Source organism: Capnocytophaga canis (assembly GCF_043187445.1).
In the GTDB taxonomy this organism is placed as follows: domain Bacteria; phylum Bacteroidota; class Bacteroidia; order Flavobacteriales; family Flavobacteriaceae; genus Capnocytophaga; species Capnocytophaga canis.
The window spans coordinates 751291-776435 of sequence record NZ_CP171121.1; the positions used below are offsets into that span (position 1 = coordinate 751291).

21 protein-coding genes are annotated in these 25145 nt (G+C 36.0%); 12 read left to right on the forward strand and 9 right to left on the reverse strand.

The genetic code is table 11. From position 1 onward, the window contains the following. Positions 1-50 precede the first annotated feature (50 nt). Positions 51-1511, reverse strand: coding sequence for an aminoacyl-histidine dipeptidase (locus ACF3OB_RS03350; protein WP_042007521.1), 1461 nt, complete (start codon positions 1509-1511; stop codon positions 51-53). A 244-nt stretch (positions 1512-1755) separates the two neighbouring features. Between ACF3OB_RS03350 and ACF3OB_RS03355 the strand changes: the two genes are divergently transcribed. The 4 genes from ACF3OB_RS03355 (at position 1756) to ACF3OB_RS03370 (ending at position 5751) form a co-directional block, all read left to right on the forward strand. After that, positions 1756-2799, forward strand: a complete 1044-nt coding sequence (locus ACF3OB_RS03355; protein ID WP_095912421.1) for a DUF3810 domain-containing protein — start codon at positions 1756-1758, stop codon at positions 2797-2799. A gap of 289 nt (positions 2800-3088) precedes the next feature. Further along, positions 3089-3856, forward strand: coding sequence for an alpha/beta fold hydrolase (locus tag ACF3OB_RS03360; protein ID WP_042347800.1), 768 nt, complete (start codon positions 3089-3091; stop codon positions 3854-3856). A 69-nt stretch (positions 3857-3925) separates the two neighbouring features. Further along, complete coding sequence (gene yihA / locus ACF3OB_RS03365) at positions 3926-4522, forward strand: ribosome biogenesis GTP-binding protein YihA/YsxC (protein ID WP_042343532.1); 597 nt, start codon at positions 3926-3928, stop codon at positions 4520-4522. A gap of 5 nt (positions 4523-4527) precedes the next feature. Next, positions 4528-5751: a DUF3667 domain-containing protein gene (locus tag ACF3OB_RS03370; RefSeq protein WP_392448334.1), complete on the forward strand. Its 1224-nt coding sequence runs from the start codon at positions 4528-4530 to the stop codon at positions 5749-5751. A 120-nt stretch (positions 5752-5871) separates the two neighbouring features. Here the strand turns inward: ACF3OB_RS03370 and acs are convergent, their stop codons facing one another. Next, entirely contained in the window at positions 5872-7860 is a 1989-nt protein-coding gene (gene acs / locus ACF3OB_RS03375) for an acetate--CoA ligase (protein ID WP_392448336.1), read from the reverse strand. Positions 7861-8040: 180 nt separating this feature from the next. Between acs and ACF3OB_RS03380 the strand changes: the two genes are divergently transcribed. From ACF3OB_RS03380 to ACF3OB_RS03400, 5 genes are all read left to right on the forward strand, one after another. Then, positions 8041-8451 (forward strand): BrxA/BrxB family bacilliredoxin, encoded by a 411-nt coding sequence (locus ACF3OB_RS03380; RefSeq protein WP_392448338.1) that lies wholly within the window; start codon positions 8041-8043, stop codon positions 8449-8451. Positions 8452-8606: 155 nt separating this feature from the next. Beyond that, positions 8607-9335, forward strand: a complete 729-nt coding sequence (locus ACF3OB_RS03385) for a 1-acyl-sn-glycerol-3-phosphate acyltransferase (protein WP_042343514.1) — start codon at positions 8607-8609, stop codon at positions 9333-9335. Between the two features lie 117 nt (positions 9336-9452). Then, positions 9453-10646: a tRNA 2-thiouridine(34) synthase MnmA gene (gene mnmA / locus ACF3OB_RS03390; protein ID WP_172917125.1), complete on the forward strand. Its 1194-nt coding sequence runs from the start codon at positions 9453-9455 to the stop codon at positions 10644-10646. 19 nt (positions 10647-10665) lie between these two features. Next, positions 10666-11421, forward strand: a complete 756-nt coding sequence (locus ACF3OB_RS03395; protein WP_392448340.1) for a lysophospholipid acyltransferase family protein — start codon at positions 10666-10668, stop codon at positions 11419-11421. A 212-nt stretch (positions 11422-11633) separates the two neighbouring features. Beyond that, positions 11634-12005 (forward strand): PUR family DNA/RNA-binding protein, encoded by a 372-nt coding sequence (locus ACF3OB_RS03400; RefSeq protein ID WP_042343512.1) that lies wholly within the window; start codon positions 11634-11636, stop codon positions 12003-12005. A 53-nt stretch (positions 12006-12058) separates the two neighbouring features. On the opposite strand, the gene ACF3OB_RS03405 is transcribed toward ACF3OB_RS03400, so the two are convergent. Then, positions 12059-14239 (reverse strand): FUSC family membrane protein, encoded by a 2181-nt coding sequence (locus ACF3OB_RS03405; protein ID WP_392448342.1) that lies wholly within the window; start codon positions 14237-14239, stop codon positions 12059-12061. A gap of 182 nt (positions 14240-14421) precedes the next feature. Between ACF3OB_RS03405 and ACF3OB_RS03410 the strand changes: the two genes are divergently transcribed. Next, entirely contained in the window at positions 14422-14982 is a 561-nt protein-coding gene (locus tag ACF3OB_RS03410; RefSeq protein WP_042007539.1) for an L-threonylcarbamoyladenylate synthase, read from the forward strand. Between the two features lie 4 nt (positions 14983-14986). Then, complete coding sequence (locus ACF3OB_RS03415) at positions 14987-15427, forward strand: dCMP deaminase family protein (RefSeq protein WP_042007540.1); 441 nt, start codon at positions 14987-14989, stop codon at positions 15425-15427. On the opposite strand, the gene ACF3OB_RS03420 is transcribed toward ACF3OB_RS03415, so the two are convergent. The 6 genes from ACF3OB_RS03420 to mgtE all read right to left on the reverse strand — a co-directional run bounded on the left by ACF3OB_RS03420 (position 15424) and on the right by mgtE (position 22642). Beyond that, the gene (locus tag ACF3OB_RS03420) at positions 15424-16815 is read right to left on the reverse strand and encodes a NupC/NupG family nucleoside CNT transporter (RefSeq protein ID WP_095912416.1); all 1392 of its coding nucleotides are present in this window, start codon (positions 16813-16815) and stop codon (positions 15424-15426) included. The two genes, ACF3OB_RS03415 and ACF3OB_RS03420, sit on opposite strands and share 4 nt — an antisense overlap. Positions 16816-16985: 170 nt before the next feature. Next, positions 16986-17594: a bifunctional nuclease family protein gene (locus tag ACF3OB_RS03425; RefSeq protein WP_042345154.1), complete on the reverse strand. Its 609-nt coding sequence runs from the start codon at positions 17592-17594 to the stop codon at positions 16986-16988. Positions 17595-17884: 290 nt separating this feature from the next. Next, positions 17885-19735, reverse strand: a complete 1851-nt coding sequence (locus ACF3OB_RS03430) for a glycoside hydrolase family 13 protein (protein ID WP_119651987.1) — start codon at positions 19733-19735, stop codon at positions 17885-17887. Positions 19736-19875: 140 nt separating this feature from the next. Continuing rightward, positions 19876-20733 (reverse strand): DMT family transporter, encoded by an 858-nt coding sequence (locus ACF3OB_RS03435; protein ID WP_119651988.1) that lies wholly within the window; start codon positions 20731-20733, stop codon positions 19876-19878. 139 nt (positions 20734-20872) lie between these two features. Beyond that, the gene (locus ACF3OB_RS03440) at positions 20873-21175 is read right to left on the reverse strand and encodes a DUF4286 family protein (protein WP_042005845.1); all 303 of its coding nucleotides are present in this window, start codon (positions 21173-21175) and stop codon (positions 20873-20875) included. Between the two features lie 111 nt (positions 21176-21286). Next, positions 21287-22642 carry a magnesium transporter gene (mgtE, locus tag ACF3OB_RS03445; RefSeq protein ID WP_042005838.1) on the reverse strand — a complete coding sequence of 452 codons (1356 nt, stop codon included), beginning with the start codon at positions 22640-22642 and terminating at the stop codon, positions 21287-21289. Between the two features lie 527 nt (positions 22643-23169). On the opposite strand from mgtE, the gene ACF3OB_RS03450 reads away from it, so the two are divergent. Beyond that, positions 23170-25110: a family 20 glycosylhydrolase gene (locus ACF3OB_RS03450; RefSeq protein WP_255318352.1), complete on the forward strand. Its 1941-nt coding sequence runs from the start codon at positions 23170-23172 to the stop codon at positions 25108-25110. The last annotated feature ends 35 nt before the right edge of the window (positions 25111-25145 follow it).

A 25145-nucleotide genomic window follows, 5' to 3' on the forward strand; every position in this document is an offset into this window, starting at 1 on the left:
TTTTACTAAAAATCAATCCTTTTAAAACAGTTCTTCCGCATCAATTGGGATTATTTCTGTGGAGTGTTTTTCAAAATCTCTAACAAATATTTCCAGAATTTCTGTACAGAAGAGATGCTTACCTTTTCATCGGGTGAATGAGCTCCTCGGATAGTAGGCCCAAAGCTAATCATCTCCATTTCAGGATAGTTTTGCCCTAAAATTCCACATTCCAACCCAGCATGACAAGCTACTACGTTAGGTTTTTCACCAAAAAGGATTTCGTATTGCTCTTTGAGAACCTTTAATATCGAAGCATTGACATTTGGTTCCCAACCTGGATAACTCCCTGTAAAGGTTACTTCACATCCTGAAAGTTCGAAAGCTGAACGCAACGCATTTGCTAAATCGAATTTTGCTGACTCTACAGACGAACGTGTTAAGCATAACACCTTGATTTCTCCGTCCTTGATAATTACTCTTGCGATGTTATTGCTCGTTTCTACCAAATCCTCTATGGTTCGGCTCATGGCATATACTCCGTTATGGGCAGTGTAGATTGATCGCAAAATTCCTTCTTGTACTCCTAACTCCATTACCCTTTCAGGCGTAGCTATGTTTTCCAACGTGATAACAAGTTGCGGTTCAGTTACAGCAAGTTCGTGTTGAATAGTTTTAACAAGTTGTTGAAATTCAAACTGAAAAGCCTCATTTTGCACCTTATCTACTACTATGGTCGCAACACTCTCTCGCGGGATAGCGTTACGCAAACCTCCTCCATTAAGCTCGGCTATTCGAAGTCCAAAATTTTCAAATCCGTCGAAAAGTAAGCGATTCATAATCTTGTTAGCATTCCCGAATCCTTTATGAATATCCATTCCGCTATGCCCTCCTTGTAATCCTTTTACAGTTATCTTATAGGAGGTTACGTTATCAGGCGTTTGCTCTTCGTCATATTCGCGATAGGCAGTAACATCCACTCCTCCAGCACATCCTATGTCGATTTCATCATCTTCTTCAGTGTCTAAATTCAGAAGTATATCACCTTTGAGCAACCCTCCCTTGAGTCCAATCGCCCCAGTCATACCCGTTTCTTCATCAATAGTAAAGAGAGCTTCAATGGCAGGATGAGCAATATCAGTACTTTGCAGAATTGCCATAATGGCAGCCACACCAATTCCGTTATCAGCACCAAGTGTAGTTCCTTCTGCTTTAACCCAATCACCATCAATTCTCATTTTGATACCTTCCGTGTCAAAATCAAAAATAGTGTCGTTATTTTTTTGATGCACCATGTCCAGATGAGATTGCAACACTACAGTTTTGCGATTTTCCATCCCTTTGGTGGCTGGTTTTTTGATAATTACGTTACCAACTTCGTCTTTTAATGTTTCGAGGTTCAGTTTTTTTCCAAAATCCATCATAAAAGCAATAACTTTCTCCTCCTTTTTTGATGGACGTGGCACTGCATTAAGATCTGCAAAATTCTCCCACAAAGCCTTTGGATCTAAATTTCGTATTTCTGTACTCATATAATGTTGTTTAATAAATTATTTTTCGTATATGCGTACAAAGTTAATCATAAAAATCTGTACTTTTGCAAAAAACAAAAGAAAAGTCACTTTTTAATACACGCAAATAAACCAGTTTATAGCGTATCGTTTCTTTGGAAATTGAGGAGTAAATTTTAGTGCTTTAGAAGTTAATTTGCTACTTGGCTGCTCTCTTAATTTGCAAAAATATTTCAAATCTATATACTAAACCTTAAAATCATCAATGAAACTCAAGTATGTTTTTTACATTTTTTTTGTGAGTATCTGGATTGTTTTTCGCAACAATTCTGAATTGACCGAATCCATTTACAGTACAGGAATATATCCATACATCGCCATCATTCAACATTATACATGGGGGTGGTTACCGTTTTCATTCGGTGACATTTTTTACACAATTTCAATAGGTTACATCCTTTATTTTATCCTGAGAAAGGGCAAGAATCTGTGGAAACGCCCACTTTGGTTTTTCGATAAATTACTTTTTTTTGTAGCGTTGGTGATGTTTGCTTTTTTCTTCCTTTGGGGGTTCAATTATTTTCGAAAACCTCTGTCCGAAACTTTACAGATAGACACAAAGTACACCGAAGAAGAGCTTTATAAAGCTACACAACTATTTGTTAATGAAGCAAATAACCTGCATAAAATCTTAGCAAAAGAGGATTCTGTTAAGGTAGATTTTACGCTTTCTCACAAAGAAATATATAAACTTGCATACCAAAGTTATCCATTAGGTTACGAAAAAATCACCGATTTTGTCAGTATAAAAAGCGTTAAACCTTCCCTGTACAGCGCCTTTTTGACCTACATGGGCTACAGCGGTTACTTGAATCCATTCACAAACGAGGCTCAAGTTAATGGAAAACTCATAGGCTACTCACTTCCAGTTACAGCCTGTCACGAAATTGCTCACCAAATGGGGTATGCCGCTGAGGATGAAGCTAATTATTTGGGATATTTATCTGCACAAAAAAGTGAAAATCAATATTTTAAATACAGTGCTTCGCTGTTTGGCTTACGTTATCTGCTGAACGAAGTCTACAAAGTAAATCCTGAAAAATACGACGAATTTACATCGAAAGTTAACAAGGGAATTTTCAAAAATTATAAAGAAGTTCGGGAATTTTGGATGCAGTACGAAAACAAAGCTGAGCCAATTTTCAAAGCCAGTTACGACGCTTTTCTAAAAGCAAACAAACAACAACACGGCGTACAAAGCTATAACTTAGTGGTCGGATTACTTATAAAAAATAAAATAAATAATTGACAAACAGAGTGTTGCATAATTCAATTACCACCACATCACACGTTAACAACGTCTATTACTATCATTAAAAATATTCTGTCTGTTAATTTCGCTTACAATTTTATTTAATATGGTTATACATTGAGACAAATCACTTTTAAACACTTAAAATGTTAAAAATCAGCGGTTAATTTCATAATAAATGACAGAAAACAAAAAAATATGTGATTTTGAATAAAAAAACATGTGATTTTTCTGTGTAATTTGAATTTAAGTAGTATATTTGCTTACAAAATTCCATTTAAAATAGATGACAACAGAAGTAAAACAAGAAGGAAAATTTTCATACATTGAAAAAGGGGAAGGAACCCCAATAATCCTCTTACATGGGCTGATGGGCGGATTAAGTAATTTTGAAGGTGTAATTTCTTTTTTTTCGAAAGCTAACTATAAAGTAGTGATTCCTCAGTTACCCTTGTTTTCAATGTCTTTACTTACCACATCTGTTAAAACTTTATCGAAATTTTTACACAAATTCATAAAGCACAAAAATTTTGAGGAAGTAATCCTGTTGGGGAACTCCTTAGGCGGACACGTTGGTTTACTTTATACTAAATTACACCCAAATCGTGTGAAAGCCCTTATATTGACAGGAAGTTCAGGTCTTTATGAAAGTGCTATGGGCGATGGCTACCCTCGCCGAGGTGATTATGAGTTTATCAAAAAGAAGTGTGAAGAGGTGTTTTACGACCCTGCTATCGCTACCAAAGAGATTGTAGATGAAGCATTTAGAGACGTCAACGATCGAGGAAAACTCATCAAAACATTGGCTCTTGCTAAAAGTGCTATTCGCCATAATATGGCAAAAGATTTACCAAAGATGACAACTCCCGTTTGCCTAATTTGGGGCAGAAACGATATTGTAACGCCACCGCGTGTGGCTGAGGAGTTTCACGAATTATTACCCAATTCAGAGTTATTCTGGATTGACAAGTGTGGACATGCCCCTATGATGGAACATCCAGATAAGTTTAACGAACTGCTAAACAGTTGGCTTATTAAACAGAATATACATTAAATTAAGAAGGAAAATCACTAAATACAGTGATTTTTCGCTTTTAATCCAATAAACTTTTAGAAAAAAATGATTATTACCAAAGCAGAATTTGTTGTCAGTAATTCCGATGTAAGTAAATGCCCTAACGAACCACTTCCAGAGTATGCCTTCATTGGAAGATCAAACGTAGGGAAATCTTCGTTGATTAATATGCTCACAAACAACAAGAATCTGGCAAAAACTTCTGGCAGACCTGGAAAAACACAACTTATCAATCATTTCAAAATCAATAATAATTGGTTTTTGGTAGACTTGCCTGGATATGGATATGCACGTGTTTCAAAAAGCACCAAAAAAGTATTTCAAAAGTTTATTACACAGTACTTTGAAAAACGCCATCAGTTGGTTTGTGCTTTTGTTTTGGTAGATGTGCGTCACGAACCTCAGAAAATCGATTTAGAATTCATGCACTGGTTAGGGGAAAATAGCATTCCGTTCGCAATTATCTTTACCAAAGCCGACAAACTAAAACCCAATGCTATTGAGCGAAATGTAGAAGCATACAGACAAACTCTACTCGAAACTTGGGAGGAATTTCCACCATATTTTGTCACTTCATCGGAGAGTAGATTGGGAAAAGAAGAGCTATTACAGTATATTGAAGATATCAATAAAAGTCTGCGATAGTACTTATGAAGAGAAGAAAACGAATTAGTCAATGTCCAAATTGCAAAACGATGCTCTCGGCACAGGATAATTTTTGCCATAATTGTGGACAAGAGAACCATTATAATGATTTCTCTATCAAAGAATTAACAAGTGATTTTTTTGGGTCGTTCATCAACTTTGACAATAAAATTTGGAACACACTCAAAACAATCTTACGCCCAGGACAAATTACCAAACAATACGTAGAAGGAAAACGCATTCGTTTTGTACCTCCTTTCAAATTGTATTTATTTTTTTCCTTCATTTTCTTTGTGATTTTGAGTTTTTCTTTTCAAAAAGCTTCACATTCGGGTTTCATGCAACGTCTGTTCACAAGTATTAATAAGTCGGTAACGTCCACGCAATTGAAAATTACGGAGGCTGAATATATGCAACTAAAAGATGCAAATTCTGACCAAATTAAATCATTTATTGACAGTATTTTCAAACATAAAAACAAATGGAATAATCTAAACAGGAAAACTTTCAACAATTGGGCGGATAAAAATATATTCTCAGATTTTCGAGTAGGAGTTTTGGATAATCAATTTAGTATAGGAAGTCAAAAAATTGCTTCCAGCTATGTAGTATTTCTCAATAAAAAACCTGAGTTTGATACTATTGGGGTGGGAAGATATCAACTTACTCTCAAAGAATTAAAAACCGTTTACGAAAATAGTTCCCAAACAGATTCCTTAATTACAACAAAATGGAAAGAGCTTGACCGTTTTGAACATATCAAGCTCCGCAATTTGATCAAGCAAGTGGGCATTTTTACCTTCGGAACTGTAACCCAGATGACGGAGTTTACGGATACACAAATAGCGAAATACTTATCTATCACATCCTACACTATGCTTTTAATGATGCCTTTTGTGTCCCTATTGTTGCTTATTTTCTTTCGAAAAAAATACAAAAAAATGTACATACACCTAATTCATTCCTTGCATTTGCATACGGTAATCTATTTATTTACAAGCATTTTGATGGGAATATTTTTATGGAGTGGACTAAATACTTTTTTTTGGATATTGTATGTAATTTGCATGGCTGGACTGGTCACTTATTTTACAATTTCTAACAAAATTTTATATGAGGAACCCATTTCGAAAACTATATTTAAATCATTGATACTCACATTCTTGTACTTTGCAACATCTTTCTTTATTGGAATGTTAATCGGATACGTTTCAGTTGCGTATATGTAATAGCTCAATACGGCATTTTTTTTGTCGTACTGAGCTATATTACAAAAGTTAAAACAACTTGATACACAGAAAATTACATGTATCAAACGTGTTTTTTGTAACTAAAACATTCCATTAACTTTATAGAGCATTTTTGATAATATCTTCGATGATTTCAGGGTTCACCAAAGTAGTTGTATCGCCCAAGTTCGATACATCATTAGATGCTATTTTTCGCAAAATACGACGCATGATTTTTCCACTACGGGTACGAGGTAAACCAGTAACAAACTGTATTTTATCTAATTTAGCAATGGCTCCAATTTTATCAGCTATGAGTTGATTGATTTCACGACGCACATTGTCATGCACACGTGTTTCATCTTTAAGAATCACAAAACCGTAAAGAGCATTTCCTTTGATGTCGTGAGGAAAACCTACAATGGCCGACTCTGCAACAGCAGGATGTTCATTGATAGCATCTTCGATAGGAGCTGTTCCTAAATTATGACCAGAAACAATGATTACATCATCCACACGTCCCGTAATTCGGTAGTAACCAACCTCATCACGAAAAGCTCCGTCACCCGTAAAATATTTTCCTTCATATGCCGAAAAATAAGTGTCAATATATCGCTGATGATCTCCATAAACGGTTCGAGCCATTCCCGGCCAAGGAAATGCAATACACAAATGTCCTTCTCGAGAATTTTCAGTAACTTCTTCTTTATTTTCTTGCATCAGAACAGGGAAAATCCCAGGTAAAGGAAAAGTGGCGTAGGTTGGTTTGGTTGGTGTTGCAAACGGAATAGGAGCAATCATGATACCGCCTGTTTCGGTTTGCCACCACGTATCGGTAATTGGACAACGTTTTTTACCAATGTGATCGTTGTACCAGTGCCATGCCTCTTCATTGATAGGCTCTCCAACCGATCCTAAAATTTTTAATGATGACAAATCGTATTTCTGAGGAAACTCCAACGACTGCTTAGCTAAGGAACGGATTGCAGTTGGAGCTGTGTAGAATTGACTAACTTTATGTTTATCAACAACTTCCCAAAAACGTCCAAAATCAGGGTAAGAAGGTATACCTTCAAAAATTACAGTTGTAGCTCCATTCAAAAGTGGCCCATAAACGATGTAGCTATGTCCCGTTATCCAGCCAATGTCGGCCGTACACCAATACACGTCGCCATCCGAATATTGAAAAATATTCTTAAAGGTAAAAGCTGAATAGACCATATATCCTGCGGTTGTATGTACGATTCCTTTAGGCTTGCCCGTTGACCCTGAAGTATATAGGATAAAAAGCATATCTTCCGCCTCCATTGTTTCAGCGGGACAAAATTCAGAAGCCTCTTGAAATAAAGGTGCTAACCACATATCACGATTAGAGTGCATTGTAACTTGTTGGTGCGTATGTTCCACCACTAACACTTTTTCAACACATTGACATTCTTTAAGAGCTTCATCAACAATATTTTTTAAAGGTATTGTTTTCTCTCCTCTCAATCCACCGTCTGCCGTGATAACCATTTTACAGTCAGCATCATTGATACGTGATGCTAATGAAGACGATGAAAACCCTGCAAAGACTACCGAATGTACAGCTCCAATTCTCGCACATGCTAACACAGCAATTGCTAGTTCTGGAATCATTGGAAGATAAATGCACACGCGGTCTCCTTTTTTTATACCTTGGGATTTCAGTACGTTTGCCATTCGGTAAACATTTCTGGCTAAGTCATTGTATGTTAACTTCCTAACAGGAGCTTTAGGATCGTTTGGTTCCCAGATAATCGCAGTTTGTTCGCCTCGATGTGCTAAATGTCGATCAATACAATTCTCGGTGATGTTGAGCGTTGCTCCTGAAAACCATTTTACCTCGCTTTTCTCTTTATCCCATTCTAACACAGAGTCCCATTTCTTACGCCATTGGAAATTGTTATTGGCAATAGTTTCCCAAAATTCAATGGGGTCATTTTGAGAAAGCCGATAAATATCGATATATCTTGCCAAGGAATTAATGTTGTAGTAACGTTCGTTCAAGGCTTTGAGCGACTCGTGGATTTTCTGTGAAGAGTTCTCTAAATTTTGAAGATTTCCGGTAGATTTTTTTTCGTATTTCATAATCAGAATCAATTTGTTTGCGATAAAAGTAAGGATATTTTTTGAAAAACCAAAAAAAACGAAGCGAATCGAACAAAATCGAATAGATATATTCTTCTCTCAGCAACCCTACTATCACAAAAAACTTATAATTCAAATTAATTTCATATCTTTGCTCCCTAACTAAAAAAAAGTAAAATTATGTATCCACCAGAGTTGGTAAAACCAATGATAGAAGAGCTAACAAATGTTGGTTTTCAAGAATTAAAAACGGTTGATGCCGTTAAGGAAGCATTGAAACAATCGGGAACAACCTTAGTTGTAGTGAATTCGGTGTGTGGTTGTGCGGCACGTAACGCACGTCCAGCAGTGATTGAGAGTCTTCAAAACGCAAGAAAACCTGATCATTTAACAACCGTTTTTGCAGGAGTTGACCGTGAGGCAACGGAAGAAGCTCGTAATTTCATGTTCCCTTTCCCTCCATCATCGCCTAGCATAGCTTTATTTAAAGATGGAGAATTAGTGCATATGTTAGAGCGTCATCACATCGAAGGACGTTATGCTGAAACTATTTCGGATAATTTGAAACAGGCTTACGACGAGTTCTGTTAATCAGAAATCCACACAGGTGTTAGAAAAATCAAATTTGTATAGCACTATCATTCCGAAAGAGCGAGGAATTTTTGTAAGTCAATAATGCAAATTATTCCTCGCAAGTTTGGAATGAAACCAACCCTTTTGGGATAAACTGTTTTATTTTATATCCTATGAAAATAATATCCTACCCGCTTAGTGCTTTGCATTATCTCATTTTTGGGAGTTTACTTCTTATTTTCCATCCAATACAATGGATTGCGATTCACGCTTTTGGTAGAAAAACGCATAAAGCAGTAGTCGATTTTTTGAATTTCTTGTTAGTACACGTAATGTGGATGACAGGCAATCGTTCTTATTTAACATTTGAATCTCCTTTACCTGAAAACACACCGCTGATTTTTGTTGCCAACCACCAGAGTGTGTATGACATTCCTCCCTTGATTTGGTTTTTACGAAAATATGCGATTCGCTTCGTAGGTAAAAAAGAATTAGGCAATGGAACTCCAAGTATAACAATAAACCTACGCCATAATGGCTCAGTATTAATTGACCGAAGTAAGCCACAAAATGCTATACCTCAGCTAATAGAATTTGGTAAATCATTACAAGCAAACAATGATGCTGGGTTTATTTTTCCTGAAGGAACACGAAGGCGTGACGGAAAACCAAAACCTTTCAAAACCAAAGGATTAGAAGCCATTATGTCACAAATGCCTGATGGATATGTAGTGCCTTTGACAATTAACAACTCATGGAAAGTACTCAAATACGGTGCTTTTCCAATGGGATTGGGAAATAAAATAACCTTTTACGTGCATACACCCATAAAAATAGATCTAAACAATATCAATCAACAAATCGTGGAGGTTGAAAAATTAGTCGTTTCGAAAATAATTTAAGTGTAAAAGCAAGTTCTAAGTTGCTTATTAAAAACAACGGTATGGAATGTAGTTGCTAATAATCTTTACTTATTCCATACTCTTTAACAATAAACAGTAGTTTTCGCATAAGAAAATATGAAAAAAGTTGTAGTTGGTTTAAGTGGTGGAGTTGACAGCAGTGTAGCTGCCTATTTGCTACAACAGCAAGGATACGAGGTTATTGGACTTTTCATGAAAAATTGGCATGATGATTCAGTAACAATCTCAGATGAATGTCCATGGTTAGAGGATAGTAATGATGCACTATTAGTGGCCGAAAAGTTAGGAATTCCGTTTCAAACGGTTGATATGAGTGAACCTTACAAGCAACGTATCGTCGATTACATGTTCAGTGAGTATGAAAATGGACGTACTCCAAACCCTGATGTGCTGTGCAATCGAGAGATAAAATTCGATGTTTTCATGAATTTAGCCCTCAGTTTAGGTGCTGATTATGTGGCAACAGGGCATTATTGTCGTAAGGAGGAGGCGGATGTTGAAGGAAAAAAAATATACCGACTTTTAGCAGGAAAGGACAGTAACAAAGACCAATCCTATTTCTTGTGCCAATTATCTCAAAATCAATTAAGTAAAGCTCTTTTCCCAATTGGTGAGTTACAAAAATCTGAAGTTCGTGCCATCGCGTCCGCACAAGGGCTGATAACTGCTGAAAAGAAAGACTCGCAAGGCTTATGTTTTGTTGGAAAAATACGTCTTCCTGAGTTTTTACAACAACAATTACTCCCGAAAGAAGGAAAAATTATTGAAATTCCAAATGATTGGGAAGGATATACAAAACGGCATCAACAGTTAAATTTTGAATCGTACGAAAGTGAGTTAGAATTTCGTTCAAAGCGTTTTACGTATCAGCCTACTGATGGAAAAATAAAAGGAAAGCACCAAGGAGCTCATTTCTTTACAAAAGGGCAACGGAAAGGACTGAATGTTGGAGGTACACCTGAGCCACTTTTCGTTATAGAAACTGATGTAAATCAGAATATTATCTACGTAGGTCAAGGCAACACTCACCAAGGTCTATTCCGTTCAGCACTGTTCATAAGAGAAGAAGATGTGCATTGGGTACGACCTGATTTGGCTCTAAAAACAGGAGATAGTAAGGACTTCATGGTACGCATTCGTTATCGACAACCGCTTCAAAAAGCCACTCTCCACAAGGTAGCTAACGGGCTGTACATTGATTTCAAAGAGCCACAAAGTGCTATTACTGAAGGACAATTCGCAGCGTGGTATGAAGATGACGAGCTTATTGGAAGCGGAGTAATTAATTAAAAACCAAAAAGATACGCTTATGAAATTACTTAAAAGAAATCCTTTTGGACATATTTTATGGATAAAACGTTGGGTAATTCGGGTTTTTGGATTCATCACACACCGACGCTACAACGGAATCAATCAACTAAACATACAAGGCTCGGATATCATCCGTCAATTGCCAGAAAACAATGTCTTGTTCATCTCTAATCATCAGACTTATTTTGCCGATGTGGCTGCTATGTTGCATGTTTTCAACGCAAGTTTAAAGGGACGAAAAGACTCACTCAAAGGCTTTGGTTATCTGTGGAATCCAAAACTGAACATATATTACGTAGCGGCCTCTGAAACGATGAAATCAGGCATATTACCTAAAATTTTAGCATATGCAGGAGCCATCACCGTTGACCGAACTTGGCGAGAAAAAGGTAAAGATATCCAAAGAGAAGTGAAACAAAGCGATGTTGAAAACATAGGGATGGCACTTGATGATGGATGGGTCATTACCTTCCCTCAGGGAACAACATCTCCTTGGAAACCAATACGCAAAGGAACGGCACATATCATCAGGCAGTATAAACCCATCGTTGTGCCTATTGTCATTGATGGATTTCGCAGATCGTTTGACAAAAAAGGAATAAACTTCAAGAAAAAAGGCATTCAACAATCGATGGTAATTAAAGACCCTTTACAGATTGATTACGAAAATGAAAGTGTAGAGCAAATAGTTGAAAAAATAGAATTGGCGATTGAGCAACACGAAACATTCAAAAAAATTAACTCAACAACATAGCTTTCTGAAAACGTTTTCTTCAACGTATATAAATTTAACGTATTTCTCGTTAAGATAAATTTAAGATTTACAGATATTTTTTATTCTTATTCATAAAATTATCATAAAAAATAATTTATATGAGATTGTTTTTGCAAAAAAAATTGTCTAATTAAGGTTTTTTTTAGACTTTTGCCCAGAGATGATTTTCAATTATTTTTAAATAAACAACTATGGAAGAGAAAGAATTTTTAGAAAATGAAGAAATTTTTTCAAAAGCATTAAGAGCTGGAAGAAGAACTTATTTCTTTGATGTGAGAGCTACACGTGCAAAGGATTATTATCTGACAATCACAGAAAGTAAAAAATTCACACATGAAGACGGTTCTTTCCATTACAAAAAACATAAAATCTACTTGTACAAAGAAGATTTTGAGCCATTTAAAGATATTCTCAATGAAATGACAGGCTACGTTTTCGAGGAAAAAGGTGAAGAGGTTATTTCAGAAAGACACCAAAAAAATTTCAAAACAAGAGCATTTCAAGGCTATAGTATAGATGGTTACAACTCTACCATTAATCTCAACTTTGAAGATTTACAATAATATTTTAACAAAAGTTTGTTTTCTTTTTGAAGACAAACTTTTTTAATTTTATTTCATAACTTTTTCAACTCCTGTTCCAAATTCTTAGCAAGTCCAAAGAGATATTTGAACTGTTCCAGATAGAGTTGGGTTTCACGCTTTGAAATTGGACTTTGTTTTGAAAGTTCCTGTTTTTCAATAATATTTTGAACAGATTTATGGAAATTTTCTACGAAAATTTCATAATTCTGAACATTTACAGTGAATTCGTTTGTAAGCAATGCTAAATTCATTTCGAGCGATGTAATGAGATCATCTATCGCTTGGTTAAAAACGTCTTTTGGGAAAGTTGTTTTATGAGCTTTCAGACGAACACCCAAGGAAGCCACAGACGAAAGGAACGACTGCTGGATTACGATAATCCCGTAGGTTAGGGCTGTTTTATTTCGCTTGGATTTAGGCTCTTGCATCATCCGCTGGAAAGTAGCATTGAGATTGGAAAGTGCTAAAAATGCTTCTTTTCGAGATATTTTATACGCATTGGTAATAACTTGATCTGTATTAAAAACGGACTTCACTTGCTTCAAATAGCCAATGTTTGCGCGAATGGATTTCTGAATAGCTTCGCCATAGGTTCGGTACTCCCACGTAGGCAAAATCAGGTAGTTAGCCACGAACGCAAGTCCTACACCGATAGCCGTATCGAGTACTCGATCGTGAATCACAGCATAAACATCGGGCGAAGCTAATGCAAACATAAAAATAGCGCTAATGGTGATGAAAATAGAAGCGTACATATAATTCTCCTGCATCAATCCAAAAGCAATAGGCATACAAAGCACCCCAACATAAAGATGTAAAGTCGGATTCGGAAAGAGATATATTACCGCAAAAGCGACTACTCCACCTAAAATTGTTCCGTAAATTCGATTGAGGGATCGCTCTTTGGTAAGCCCAAACCCAGGACGCATAATGATGAACAAAGTTAACACAATCCAATACGCATTACTAATCGAAAAATAATCGCCTATTAGAAAAGCAATTAGAGCTGTTATTGAAATTCGAATGGAGTGTCTAAAGAAAGATGATTGTAACGAAATATGATCTTTCAGTCGTTTCCATGAATAGCTTTGGGAACTTACAAACTTTCGATAGCTCTCTTCATCACGTTTGCCTATATTACTTTGGTAATAATTTTCAAAAATAACTCGTATGTTTTCAATAGAATTATACTGATTTTCAATATAGATGTAAAAATTTCGAATAGTTAATACTTTTTCTTTGTCCGAGTCTCTATTGTTTTGCGTCTTAAACTCATTATTTTTTTGTTGTATGAGCAACAACTTTTCTTGTAGCGAATTATCCAACTGAACACTCTTGCGAGAACCAATATAAACCGACATTTGTTGTAATTGCCGAGAAAGTTCTTCTAAAAAATCGGAATAAAATCGTAATATATCCTTATTTTCAGCAAATTCCTTGTCAATTTTTTCATATTGCACAGGATTTGCCAGAGCTAATTCAAAAATATCCACCAATTCAATGAACATTAAAAATTGTCTCTGCAAATAATCGGTTTTACCTGATTTACTACGTGAATTGAGAATAACATCACGCAATTTTTCGTAATTTTCATTCAGAAGAGTCTGTAAATCAATCATTTTTTTAAATCCCTCATCTCTGTCCTCGGACAGCAACAAACGGGCTCGTACCGAAAAAAAATCCGCTGTAAGCGAAAAACATTTACCCAACAATTGCTCACTGTATTGACGCGGTTTTATCCATAAATAGAACATAACTAGCAAGATATACCACACCCCACCGATGAATATATACAATAGATGTAAAAAAATGCCTTCGCCTTGCTCAATGTGCGATAAAGTTGATGCAATGCTGAATAATCCTGAGAAAGCTACCATGGAAGCTCGATGCCCATAAAGGGAAATATAGGCATTGAAAAACGTTAGTAAAAATATGGTTATCAACAAGATATAAAAGTATGGAAAGGCTAAATTCACGAAAAGGCAACTCATCATTGCCAAAAGTGTTGCCACGAGTAACCCTCCGATGTGATGCTTACGATTTCCAGGAATATCACTCGGTGAAATAGCAATAATGGTTAGCCCTATTGGGAGACCTACTTCCAAAGCATTAAAGTACCAACCTATTCCAATAGGTACCATAACTGCTATAGTTTTGAGTATGCCTTTGAAGAAAGAAAAACTTTTAAAAAAAGAAATGATTCCTAAATACATTTTTTTTGAGTATATTCGCCACAAAAATACGAAAGTTTCTCGTCGAAAGATCTCACAACTGAGAAAACTTCACTAAGGTTAGTTACTCCAAAAGGAAATTTGAGTAAAGCTGTGGAGAAAAGTTACGTTTTTGGAGTTATTCTATTTATGGTAAAAGTATTCAGAATCAGACGAAAATAACAATGGAAAAAGATATCAAAAAAACGGTGGAAACGCTGACTAATGGAGGAACAATACTTTATCCAACGGATACAGTTTGGGGGATTGGTTGCGATGCCACTAATGAAGCAGCAGTAACTAAAATTTTTAGTATAAAACAACGAAACGAAAGCAAAAGTTTGATCGTTTTGGTAGATTCTGAACAAATGTTACGTGATTACACAGAAGATGTTGCTGATGTAGTGTTTGATTTTATTAAAAAGAACCCTGAACCTACAACAGTAATCTATCCAAAAGCAAAAAATTTAGCAAAAAATGTTATCGCAGTAGATAATTCGATTGGAATACGTTTAGTTCAAGATGATTTTTGCCAAAAAATCATCCGACAGTTCGGAAAACCGATAGTCTCCACTTCAGCAAACATTAGTGGCAAACCTACTCCAAAGATTTTCAAAGAAATAGAAGCCGAGATTATTCATAACTGCGATTACGTGGTGCGATATCGCCAAATGGATACAAAAGTAAAGTCACCTTCTCGATTGGTGTTTTTTGATTCGAACGGAAACATAGAATTCTTAAGATAAGATTATGAACATATTGAATACCAAACAAATACGTTACGACAAAGCCTATATGCGAATGGCTATGGAATGGGCTAAATTATCACACTGTAAGCGTAAGCAAGTGGGGGCAATCATCGTTAAAGATCGAATGATTATCTCCGATGGTTATAACGGCACTCCAACAGGATTTGATAATTGTTGTGAAGACAACAATGGAGATACGAAATGGTATGTACTTCATGCTGAAGCTAATGCAATTATGAAAGTTGCGGCTTCAACCCAATCGTCAGAAGGGGCAACACTTTACATTACCATGTCGCCTTGCAAAGAATGCAGTAAACTCATCCACCAATCGGGGATTAAACGAGTTGTCTACAAAGAACTTTACAAAGATGATGAGGGAATTGATTTCCTCAAAAAGGCAGGTGTAGAATTGGTACATCTATCGGAAACCGAAGATGTTTAACCTACAATCATCCCTGCAATGGTTGCCGACAAAAGAGACGCTAACGAACCACCTAAAACGGCTTTCAATCCAAATTCTGACAATGTTTTCCGCTGTGTAGGAGCCAACGAGCCTATACCTCCTATTTGTATGCCGATTGATGCAAAATTAGCGAATCCACAAAGCATATAGGTTGCGATGATAATGGATTTGTCGTACATTAAATGTGAAGCAGAAGCCACGTTCTTTAAATCTGCTAACTGCGTATATGCCACAAACTCAGACGATGCCAATTTAACACCTAACAATTGTCCCATTAGCATCATGTCCTCTTTAGCTACTCCAATGAGCCACATCAGAGGTGAAAATAGCACTCCAAGAATCATTTCCAATGACAGAGACTTGTAGGAAGTATTCTCACTAATGATTGTATTAAGCGAAGTAATATCGCCAATCCAACCGAAAATGTAGTTTATCATCGCAATGAAAGCTACAAAAACAAGTAGCATAGCTCCTACGTTGGCAGCTAATTTTAATCCCTCGGTAGTTCCGTTAGCGATAGCATCCAATACGTTTGAACCTACATTTTCTACCGATACTTTCGATTCATTTGAAAAATTCTCAGTTTGCGGATACAATATTTTTGAAATAACAATGGCTCCAGGAGCTGCCATTACAGATGCCGCTAGCAGATGCTTCGCAAATATCAATCGCAACTGAGGATCGTCTCCTCCTAAAAATCCGATATAAGCAGCTAAAACACCTCCTGCAACAGTTGCCATACCACCAATCATGACCAATAGCACCTCTGATTTTGTCATTTTTTGTAAATATGCTTTAATCATTAGGGGAGCTTCTGTTTGTCCTAAAAAGATATTTCCTGCTACCGATAAACTCTCAGCTCCTGAAATTCCTAAGAATTTGGATAGCACCCATGCCATTCCTCGCACAACAATCTGAATAACACCCAAATAGAAGAGAAGCGAAGTTAGTGCAGAGAAGAAAATTATGGTAGGTAGTATTTGAAATATGAAGATAAACCCGTAAGTGGACGCGTCTAATAATCCACCAAGAAGAAATTCACTTCCCACTTTAGTAAAGTCTAAAATAAGAACAAACACCCCTCCGATTTTCTCGAAAATCGCTTGGACAAAATCAACTTTCAACACCCCAACGGCCAGAGATAATTGCAAGGCGAGTCCAATTCCAACAGTTTTCCAATTGATTTTCTTTCGGTTACTACTAAACAAATAGGCTATAGCCAATAAAACCACCATTCCAAGAACTCCTCGCCATAAACTCTCAAAGGTAAATCCTTGGCTTGGAATTGTTTGTGACATAACTTCTGAACTTTGAGCCTTTCCTATCCATGGGAAAAGAAAAAGAAAAAGAATTAGTATCGTTCTCATACGTATATTTTTATTATTCTACATTAGTCAAGTTTTTCAAAATTCGCTTTAATGAGTTTTCGTAGACTTTGTAACAATCGTATTGCCCCAACATATGATTATAATCATTAAAATAGTGATAAAAACTCATTTTACGCCATTCTTATTTAATAAGTGCTTCTATTTTTGTGTTAATCATCTGTTTCTCTTCGAGTTATCTCATCACGCAACTCTGCCGCTAATTCATAATCCTCACTCTCAATACATTCCTCAAGCATTCTCTTTAACTCACTCATTGAATGTCGTTTGAAACGAGCTCTTTTCTCTTGTATTTTTTCATCATCCTCAATGTGAAGAGTCGGAGATTGAGGTTGTGGTTCATTGGGTTCAGGAATGTAAATTCCTGCCTTCTGTAATATAAAACGGTGTGTAAAAATAGGTGCATTGAATCGTAAAGCTAATGCAATGGCGTCACTGGTACGAGCATCAATAATATGCTCCTCTCCATCTCGTTCACAAACCATATTGGAGTAAAAAATACCGTTTTCTAATCGATTAATAACTACTTTAGTAATATTTACATTGAATTTTTTGGCGAAAATCTTAAATAAGTCATGCGTCAACGGGCGTGGAGGAACCACATTTCGTTCTAATTCCAATGCAATTGCCTGAGCCTCAAAAGCACCGATGACGATAGGCAATTTCAAATCGGACTCTAACTCATGTAGGATCAAAACAAAAGCCTCGTTTTGGGAATGACTATATGAAATTCTCTTGATGTAAAGTCTAACAAAATCCATACGTAAATTAAAAAAATGATTCGAGGTGTAAAAGTAATACAAAAAACACAATTTCGGAAAGTTTTTTCACAAAAAAGAGAAGGAAAATTAAATAATTTTTACTAAGTGTGGCTTTTTGATTTACTTAATCATTTGGATGTCTGCATAATCGAAATAGTAAAGTCAGTTATTGTTTCAGAAGTAAATAACCTCTGCATAAGAAACTGCATCGTACCCTTGAAGTTTTTAATAAACAAAAATCAATCGACTACTTTACTCGTAATCGATTGATTATTAAATGTTATATAAATTTACTGCAGTTCAATCACCATTGCTGTTTTTCCTGCTATTTGTAAGTCCTTTTGCAATGTAATATTTTTGCCTGAGATAATATCTTTTCCTCCATAGAACCCTTTTAGACTTTCATCAAAACGATTTAAATCAAGCATTTGCGTTTCTTTATTTTGGTTAATAATTACCATAACCGATTCAGTTTCTGTGTATCGGAAATAAACGTACACTTCATCCTGAGGCAGATATTGTTTAGTTTTTCCGTAGTGGATCACAGGTTTTGTTTTTCGCCAATTGAATAATTTGGACGTAAAATCAAAATATTGTTTCTGTTCTTCAGTTCGTTGAGCTGGGGTAAACGCATTTTGTTTATCATCAGCCCAACCTCCTGGGAAATCCTGACGTATGTAAGCATCTCCTTTACTTTTATCACCTCGCATTCCAATTTCGCTTCCATAATAGAGTTGAGGGATGCCTCGAGCTGTAGCTAAAAGAGTCATTATCAATTGGTAATCTTTTACATCTTGATAGATTTCATTAATACGTGATGTATCGTGATTTTCAGCAAAAATCAATAAATTATTAATATCCTTATACAAAAAATCGTTTACAAAGTTATCATAAATCTGTATCATTCCTTTATCCCACGAAGGAGTCGCGCGAAAAGCCTCTCCAATAGCGTCGTGCAACGTAAAATCCATAACAGATGGCAAATACGTATTATAACTTTGAATGGCACTGATAGGGCTATCTTTTTGCCAGTACGATATTTGTGCTTGATCGTGTAGCCATACTTCTCCTACAATATTAAAATTAGGATATTCATCCATAATAGCTTTCGTCCACCGAGCAATTGGTTCTTTATCGTTGTAGGAATAAGTATCCACTCGAAGTCCATCCAAATCGGCATATTCTATCCACCATATTGCATTTTGTATTAAATAATTCAACACCAATGGGTTACTCTGATTTAAATCAGGCATTGATTTTACAAACCAACCACTGACACAATATTTTTTATCAAATTCAGAAGTATTTACGTCCATTTGTGTACTCATGCGGTAGTTACTTTGAGCATAACCGGGGAACTGATGAATCCAATCATACGTAGGTAAATCATCAATCATCCAATGTTTCCAACCCCAATGATTGGTTACGTAATCTTTGATAAGTTTCATTCCGCGTTTGTGCATTTCCGAAGCAAGTCGCTTGTAGTCTTCATTAGTCCCGTAACGTGCATCTATTTGGTACACATCACTTTGTCCGTAGGTGTGATAAGAATAAGTTTCATCGTTGTCCTCGCACATTGGTGTACTCCATATGGCAGTAGCTCCCAAGGATTTAATATAATCCAAATGATTTATAATTCCCTGAATATCACCTCCGTGTCTTCCCCCTGGGAGTTTTCTATCAGCCTTTTCATTGAGTTTCGGATTAGAATCATTTTGCGGATTACCATTAGCAAATCGGTCGGGCATCAGTAAATAAATGACATCCGAACTATCGAACCCTTTTCGCAATGCGGAATCTTCGCGACGTTTTTTAAGTTCGTAATTGAATGTAGTTATTTTTCTTTTTGAATTAAGCAATGTGATTTTGTAATTACCCTCGGGTTTATTCTTAGTATCGACAGTAACAAAAATATAGTTTGGGTTCTCTGTTTTGGTAACATTCACTATCGGCAATTCACTTTCGACTGAAAATTGTCCGATGTTCTTACCGTAAAGCATTATTTGTAATTCACTATGGTGCATATCTGCCCACCAAAACGGAGGTTCAACTTTCTGAATCTGAGCAAAGATGGGTAAGCTAAATAGAAACAGTAACGCTCCGAAACGTTTTCTGATAAAAGATGCTGTGTTATTTTTCATTATCAATGTATTTTTAAAATTTGTGAGGCTAATTTACAAATTACAGAACCGAAATACAAACATCTCACGTCTGAATGGGTTTAAGAAAAGGTTGTAGTAAGAAAATAATAACAAAGTTTAAATCTTTTTAACAGGATGAATTATCTCCGATTTTTAATAATTCCGTTCAAAATAATTGAAAGAATCATCACTCCCGATGCAACGTAAAATATCGGATTCATGTTTTCCGATTCGCCAAAAATGAAATAGGCAAGAATAATTCCATACACAGGCTCTAAATTGACGGCTAAAATAAGCGTGAATGGAGAAATATGTCGCATCAACCGAATGGACTCAAACATTGGATAAGCGGTAAAAACACTGGCTAACAACAAGGTCCACCAGAAATCATTTACAGAAATATGCGAAACTCCTTCCAAATCTCCCGAGAAAAGGTAGTAGATGGTAAGCATGAAAAAACCTCCGAAAATTTCATAAGTAATGATGTTTGCTGAAGAGGTTTTCCCATGTACACGACCATTAAAAACACTGAATACAGCTCCAAAAATAGCACATAAAATACCATAGATAATCCCTTCCTTATAGCGCATTTCCGTTTTGAAAATGAGCAACATACAAGTAGTAATTACAATTCCCAAAACAATTTCAGTCCAATCAATACGCCTACGAAATACTAATGGCTCAATGAAAGCTGCAAACAAAGTAGCTGTAGAAATACATGACAGCGTAATTGACACATTCGACACTTTGATAGATTGAAAAAAAAGCAACCAGTGGATAGCCATCAGGCTTCCGATACCAATAAGTCGTACAGCCAAACTTCGTTCAATAAAAATACTTTGCTTTTGGAACATAGCAACAAATCCTATCAAAATTATCGAAGTAAAAAACATCCTGTACCAAACCAAATGGTAGGCATCCAAACCAATAAGTTTTCCTAAAACTGCGGTAAATCCCCAAAGGAAAACAATAAAATGTAAACGTAATTGTGGAGGCATTGCTTTACAGACAGAGATCTAATATGCTAACTCTTGTCGCAAAAATAGAAAATATCTTTATTTTACAACATAAAAAGCACTCTTTATACTATTGTATTTACTGAATGTTATTTGCTTTTTATCAACTAAATGAACCTTGTCATAAAAAAATTTCCTTTAATTCCGTACCAAACATCAGTGCTTTTTCTCCAAAAAGATTATGACTAAGCACTTGAAAATGAGGGATATCTTTTGTAATGAAATCCAACAAATCCTGGGGATGTTGAGTTTCGTGATGTAACGCAAAAGTTACATCCGATGGAGTGTTTAATACTTTAAAAATTCGAGTATTATTGATTTTTTTTGAAGCTTCTACTTTTGGGATATAATCGGTTTTGAGCCAATTGAACCACAACTCAAAAATTTCATTACTAACTACTACGGTTAAATTATAAACGTACATATAGAAAAACATTTTACGATACGGAAAAATCATTCACATGAACAAAAAACACGTAACTTACTAAATATGAAAACATAAAATACAAGAAAATTCGTAACTTTCACTTTCTAACTAAAATCCTAACACTATCTTTGCAATTGAAAAATAGATTAGAATTCCTAAAACATCGTTACTAGTGGTGATAAAAGGTCCTGTAGCCACTGCAGGGTCGATACCTCGTTTATGTAGAAAAATCGGGATAAAAGTACCGATAATAGCTGCATTCACAATCACGGTAACTAACGCAACGGCAACAGTAGTGCTTACCATATAATCAGCTTCGAAAAGAAAATGGCTCACCAAAATCACAATAGCCGCAATAGCCAGTCCGTTGATGAGTCCCAACATGAATTCTTTTAACAATCGTCCCCAGAGTTGACTATCAATGGAGTTATTGGCCAACCCTTGCACGATAATAGCAGAGGATTGCACCCCCACATTTCCAGCTGTAGCTTGTATTAAAGGGATGAAAATCAATAATATAGGAAAATTATTCATCGCATCCTGAAATCCGTTAATGATACTAGCAGCCCCCAATCCGCCAAACATTCCAATCAATAGCCATGGTAGACGGGCTTTGGTAAGTTTCCAAATACTGTCATCGGCTTCAACATCGTGGGTAATCCCTGCAGCTAATTGGTAATCTTTTTCGGCTTCCTCTTTGATAACATCGACCACATCATCAATGGTGATACGCCCGACCAAACGTTTCATCTCATCCACTACAGGAATCGCCTCTAAGTCATACTTCGACATAATGTGAGCCACGTCCTCAGCACTGTCTGTAACATAGACGTAATCCACCTTTGGTATATAGATATCCTTCACATTGGAACGTGTGGAAGTTGTGAGCAAATCTTTGAGTGATAAACGTCCTTTCAAAACATCATTATCATCTACCACATAAATTGAATGTACTCGTTTGACAAACTCAGCCTGTTCACGCATCTCTTTTACACATTTGAGTACATTCCAATTTTCGTTTACTTTCACTAACTCCTTTGCCATCAACCCCCCTGCGGTATCTTCGTCGTATCGTAATAAATCAACGATATCTTTGGCGTGTTCCACATCTTCGATGTAAGAAATAATCTCAGTTTTTCGCTCTTCGGGAAGGTCTGAAATGATATCGGCAGCATCGTCGGTATCCAACTCAATCAACTCATCGGCAATTTCCTTGGCGGATAATTTTTCGAAAATTTTGTCACGGAACTCCTCATCTAATTCGGTGATGATGTCAGCAGTTTTATCCTTACCTATCAAACGAATGATATAAATCGCTTGATCAACATCGAGTTCATTAATAATTTCAGCAATGTCCGCATAGTGCATCTCTTCGAACAAAGAAATTAACTCTCGATTGCGTTTTTCTTCAATGAACATTTCAATTTGTTCAATGATTTCATCAGTAAGTTTAAATGTTGCCATAGTTTTCTGCTTTTATAAGGATTTTTTAATGCCCAATATGTTTAAAAAAATTAGAAATTAGTCATTTTACGCTAAAATCAATCTTTAAAAAACTAACTTTCAAAATTTCGACCTTTAGTGGACAGTAAAAACGCATAAAAAAATATATTGTAAAGAATACAATAAGATAAAAACAATCTTCAGAGAACAAAGTTGTAGTCGTATAACATACCAAATAATGATAGAATTACATCCTCTTGATTGTCAAAGCACAAAGATAGTAAAAAACAGAAAAAATCCTACGCAAAGCATAATTATCTTTATGAAGAATATGAACATCTATCGTTATACACTCACAACGAACTTACACATCATCTGTTTATCAACCATTTAATAAAATATTCAAAACTCTTATAATCAAAAAAATATATTTTGAATAACTTTATGAGTGCAATCCAACTCCGTACATTTTCTTCATTTTTGGGTTTAACATTAGCTTTTTGTTTTTTTCTTCCGTACTTTTGCGATGAAACCAAAATTAATCTCTTATGAATAAAATATCTTCTTTCCTGATGATGATGTTATTGTCTTTAGTGGCGGTAGCACAAAACCAAAAACCCTTTGTAATCCCCGAACTTCGAGAATGGACGCAATCCGATGGTGCGTTTACTTTATCAGAAAAAACAACCCTTTCGGGGGATGAAAAATCAAGTGAAATCGTCAAAATTTTTGCTGATGATTTCGAAACAATGTTTGGCAAACAACTGAAAATAAAAAGTAACGACGCTAATATTCATTTCGAAATAAATCCATCCATATTGACTGATAAAGGCGAGGAAGCCTACAAAATAGAAATCGGACAAATAGTAAGAGTAAGTGCTAACTCTCCACAAGGACTTTTTTGGGCAACACGAACGCTATTGCAACTTACCGAGCAATCTGCTCAATTACCTTGCGGAACAATTGTTGATTATCCAGACTACCCGATGCGTGGATTTATGCTCGATGTAGGACGTAAGTTCTTCACCTTGGATTACCTAAAATCGGTAGTAAAAACAATGGCTTACTACAAGATGAACGTATTTCAAGTGCATTTGAACGATAACGGATTTAAGCAATTTTTCAATGATGATTGGAACAAAACCTATTCAGCTTTCCGATTGGAAAGCACCACTTTCCCTGGACTTGCCGCTAAAGATGGATATTACACCAAGGAGGAGTTTCGTCAATTCCAAATAGACGCTCTAAAACAAGGGGTTACTGTAATCCCTGAGATTGATGCTCCTGCTCATACCTTGGCATTTACGCACTATTTACCTGAAATAGGAAGCGATGAATACGGTAAAGACCACGTAGATCTGTTTCACCCCAAAACCTATGAATTCTTCGACAAATTGTTCAAAGAATATTTAGAAGGAGAAAAACCTGTATTTGTAAATCCTTTGGTGCATATTGGTACGGATGAATACAGTAATAAAGACCAAAAAGTAGTTGAAAAATTCCGTTATTTCACAGATTATTATATCAAATACGTAGAAAGTTTCGGCAAAAAAGTAGCTCTTTGGGGAGCTTTGACTCACGCAAAAGGAGAAACCCCTGTGAAAGTAGATGATGTTTTGATGCTTTGCTGGTACAACGGATACGCCGAACCACGTGATATGATAGCTTTGGGATACGACGTGCTTAGCGTTCCTGATGGATGGCTGTACATTGTTCCTGCAGCAGGATATTACTATGATTATTTGAATATCAAAAACTTATATGAAAAATGGACTCCTGCCATGATTGGAAAAGAAGTATTTGAAGAAAAACATCCACGCATAAAAGGAGGTATGTTTGCCGTATGGAATGACCATGTGGGTAATGGTATCAGCCAACAAGATGTTTACCACCGTCTGTTCCCTGCTATGCAAACACTTTCAGTAAAAATGTGGGATGGCAAAAACACGACGGTTTCCTTTGAGGAATTCGACCAAAAACGTCACTTACTGAGCGAAGCTCCTGCTACAAATTTACTTGCACGACCTGCAAAATCCAAAAAAGGAGTAGTTTTCGAGGTGAAAAAACCAAAGCAGAACAAAAATCTAAACCAATCCCTAACGGATATAGGCTATGACTATCGTGTGAGTTTCGATATCTTAGTAAAAGAAAATCCAAAAAACACTCCTCTGTTCACGTCTGATCATGCTACTTTCTATTTGAGAGACAAAGACGGAAAAATAGGATTTAGCCGTGATGGATACGACTATCAGTTTAACTACATCCTGCCAACGAACAGTTTACAAAAAATAAGCATCGAAGGAACCAACAAAAGCACTTCACTTTTTGTGAACGGAAAATTAGTGCAAACTCTTGGAATCATCCCGCATAAGGACGATGCTCATCTAAAAGAAAAAGCACGAAAATGGATACAAACCTTAGTCTTTCCTCTCAAAAAACTTAACAAATTCAATGGAAAAATTCAGAATTTGAAGGTAGAATACTTGTAGAAATAATTAAAAGTGATACGGGATTCAACAAATTA

What these genes read in the sequence shown, in the direction of transcription:
- ACF3OB_RS03350 (WP_042007521.1), bottom strand. Translation starts at nt 1,511, where the DNA reads ATGAGTACAGAAATACGAAATTTAGATCCAAAGGCTTTGTGGGAGAAT.
- ACF3OB_RS03355 (WP_095912421.1), top strand. Translation starts at nt 1,756, where the DNA reads ATGAAACTCAAGTATGTTTTTTACATTTTTTTTGTGAGTATCTGGATT.
- ACF3OB_RS03360 (WP_042347800.1), top strand. Translation starts at nt 3,089, where the DNA reads ATGACAACAGAAGTAAAACAAGAAGGAAAATTTTCATACATTGAAAAA.
- ACF3OB_RS03370 (WP_392448334.1), top strand. Translation starts at nt 4,528, where the DNA reads ATGAAGAGAAGAAAACGAATTAGTCAATGTCCAAATTGCAAAACGATG.
- acs (WP_392448336.1), bottom strand. Translation starts at nt 7,860, where the DNA reads ATGAAATACGAAAAAAAATCTACCGGAAATCTTCAAAATTTAGAGAAC.
- ACF3OB_RS03380 (WP_392448338.1), top strand. Translation starts at nt 8,041, where the DNA reads ATGTATCCACCAGAGTTGGTAAAACCAATGATAGAAGAGCTAACAAAT.
- ACF3OB_RS03385 (WP_042343514.1), top strand. Translation starts at nt 8,607, where the DNA reads ATGAAAATAATATCCTACCCGCTTAGTGCTTTGCATTATCTCATTTTT.
- mnmA (WP_172917125.1), top strand. Translation starts at nt 9,453, where the DNA reads ATGAAAAAAGTTGTAGTTGGTTTAAGTGGTGGAGTTGACAGCAGTGTA.
- ACF3OB_RS03395 (WP_392448340.1), top strand. Translation starts at nt 10,666, where the DNA reads ATGAAATTACTTAAAAGAAATCCTTTTGGACATATTTTATGGATAAAA.
- ACF3OB_RS03400 (WP_042343512.1), top strand. Translation starts at nt 11,634, where the DNA reads ATGGAAGAGAAAGAATTTTTAGAAAATGAAGAAATTTTTTCAAAAGCA.
- ACF3OB_RS03405 (WP_392448342.1), bottom strand. Translation starts at nt 14,239, where the DNA reads ATGTATTTAGGAATCATTTCTTTTTTTAAAAGTTTTTCTTTCTTCAAA.
- ACF3OB_RS03410 (WP_042007539.1), top strand. Translation starts at nt 14,422, where the DNA reads ATGGAAAAAGATATCAAAAAAACGGTGGAAACGCTGACTAATGGAGGA.
- ACF3OB_RS03415 (WP_042007540.1), top strand. Translation starts at nt 14,987, where the DNA reads ATGAACATATTGAATACCAAACAAATACGTTACGACAAAGCCTATATG.
- ACF3OB_RS03420 (WP_095912416.1), bottom strand. Translation starts at nt 16,815, where the DNA reads ATGAGAACGATACTAATTCTTTTTCTTTTTCTTTTCCCATGGATAGGA.
- ACF3OB_RS03425 (WP_042345154.1), bottom strand. Translation starts at nt 17,594, where the DNA reads ATGGATTTTGTTAGACTTTACATCAAGAGAATTTCATATAGTCATTCC.
- ACF3OB_RS03430 (WP_119651987.1), bottom strand. Translation starts at nt 19,735, where the DNA reads ATGAAAAATAACACAGCATCTTTTATCAGAAAACGTTTCGGAGCGTTA.
- ACF3OB_RS03435 (WP_119651988.1), bottom strand. Translation starts at nt 20,733, where the DNA reads ATGCCTCCACAATTACGTTTACATTTTATTGTTTTCCTTTGGGGATTT.
- ACF3OB_RS03440 (WP_042005845.1), bottom strand. Translation starts at nt 21,175, where the DNA reads ATGTACGTTTATAATTTAACCGTAGTAGTTAGTAATGAAATTTTTGAG.
- mgtE (WP_042005838.1), bottom strand. Translation starts at nt 22,642, where the DNA reads ATGGCAACATTTAAACTTACTGATGAAATCATTGAACAAATTGAAATG.
- ACF3OB_RS03450 (WP_255318352.1), top strand. Translation starts at nt 23,170, where the DNA reads ATGAATAAAATATCTTCTTTCCTGATGATGATGTTATTGTCTTTAGTG.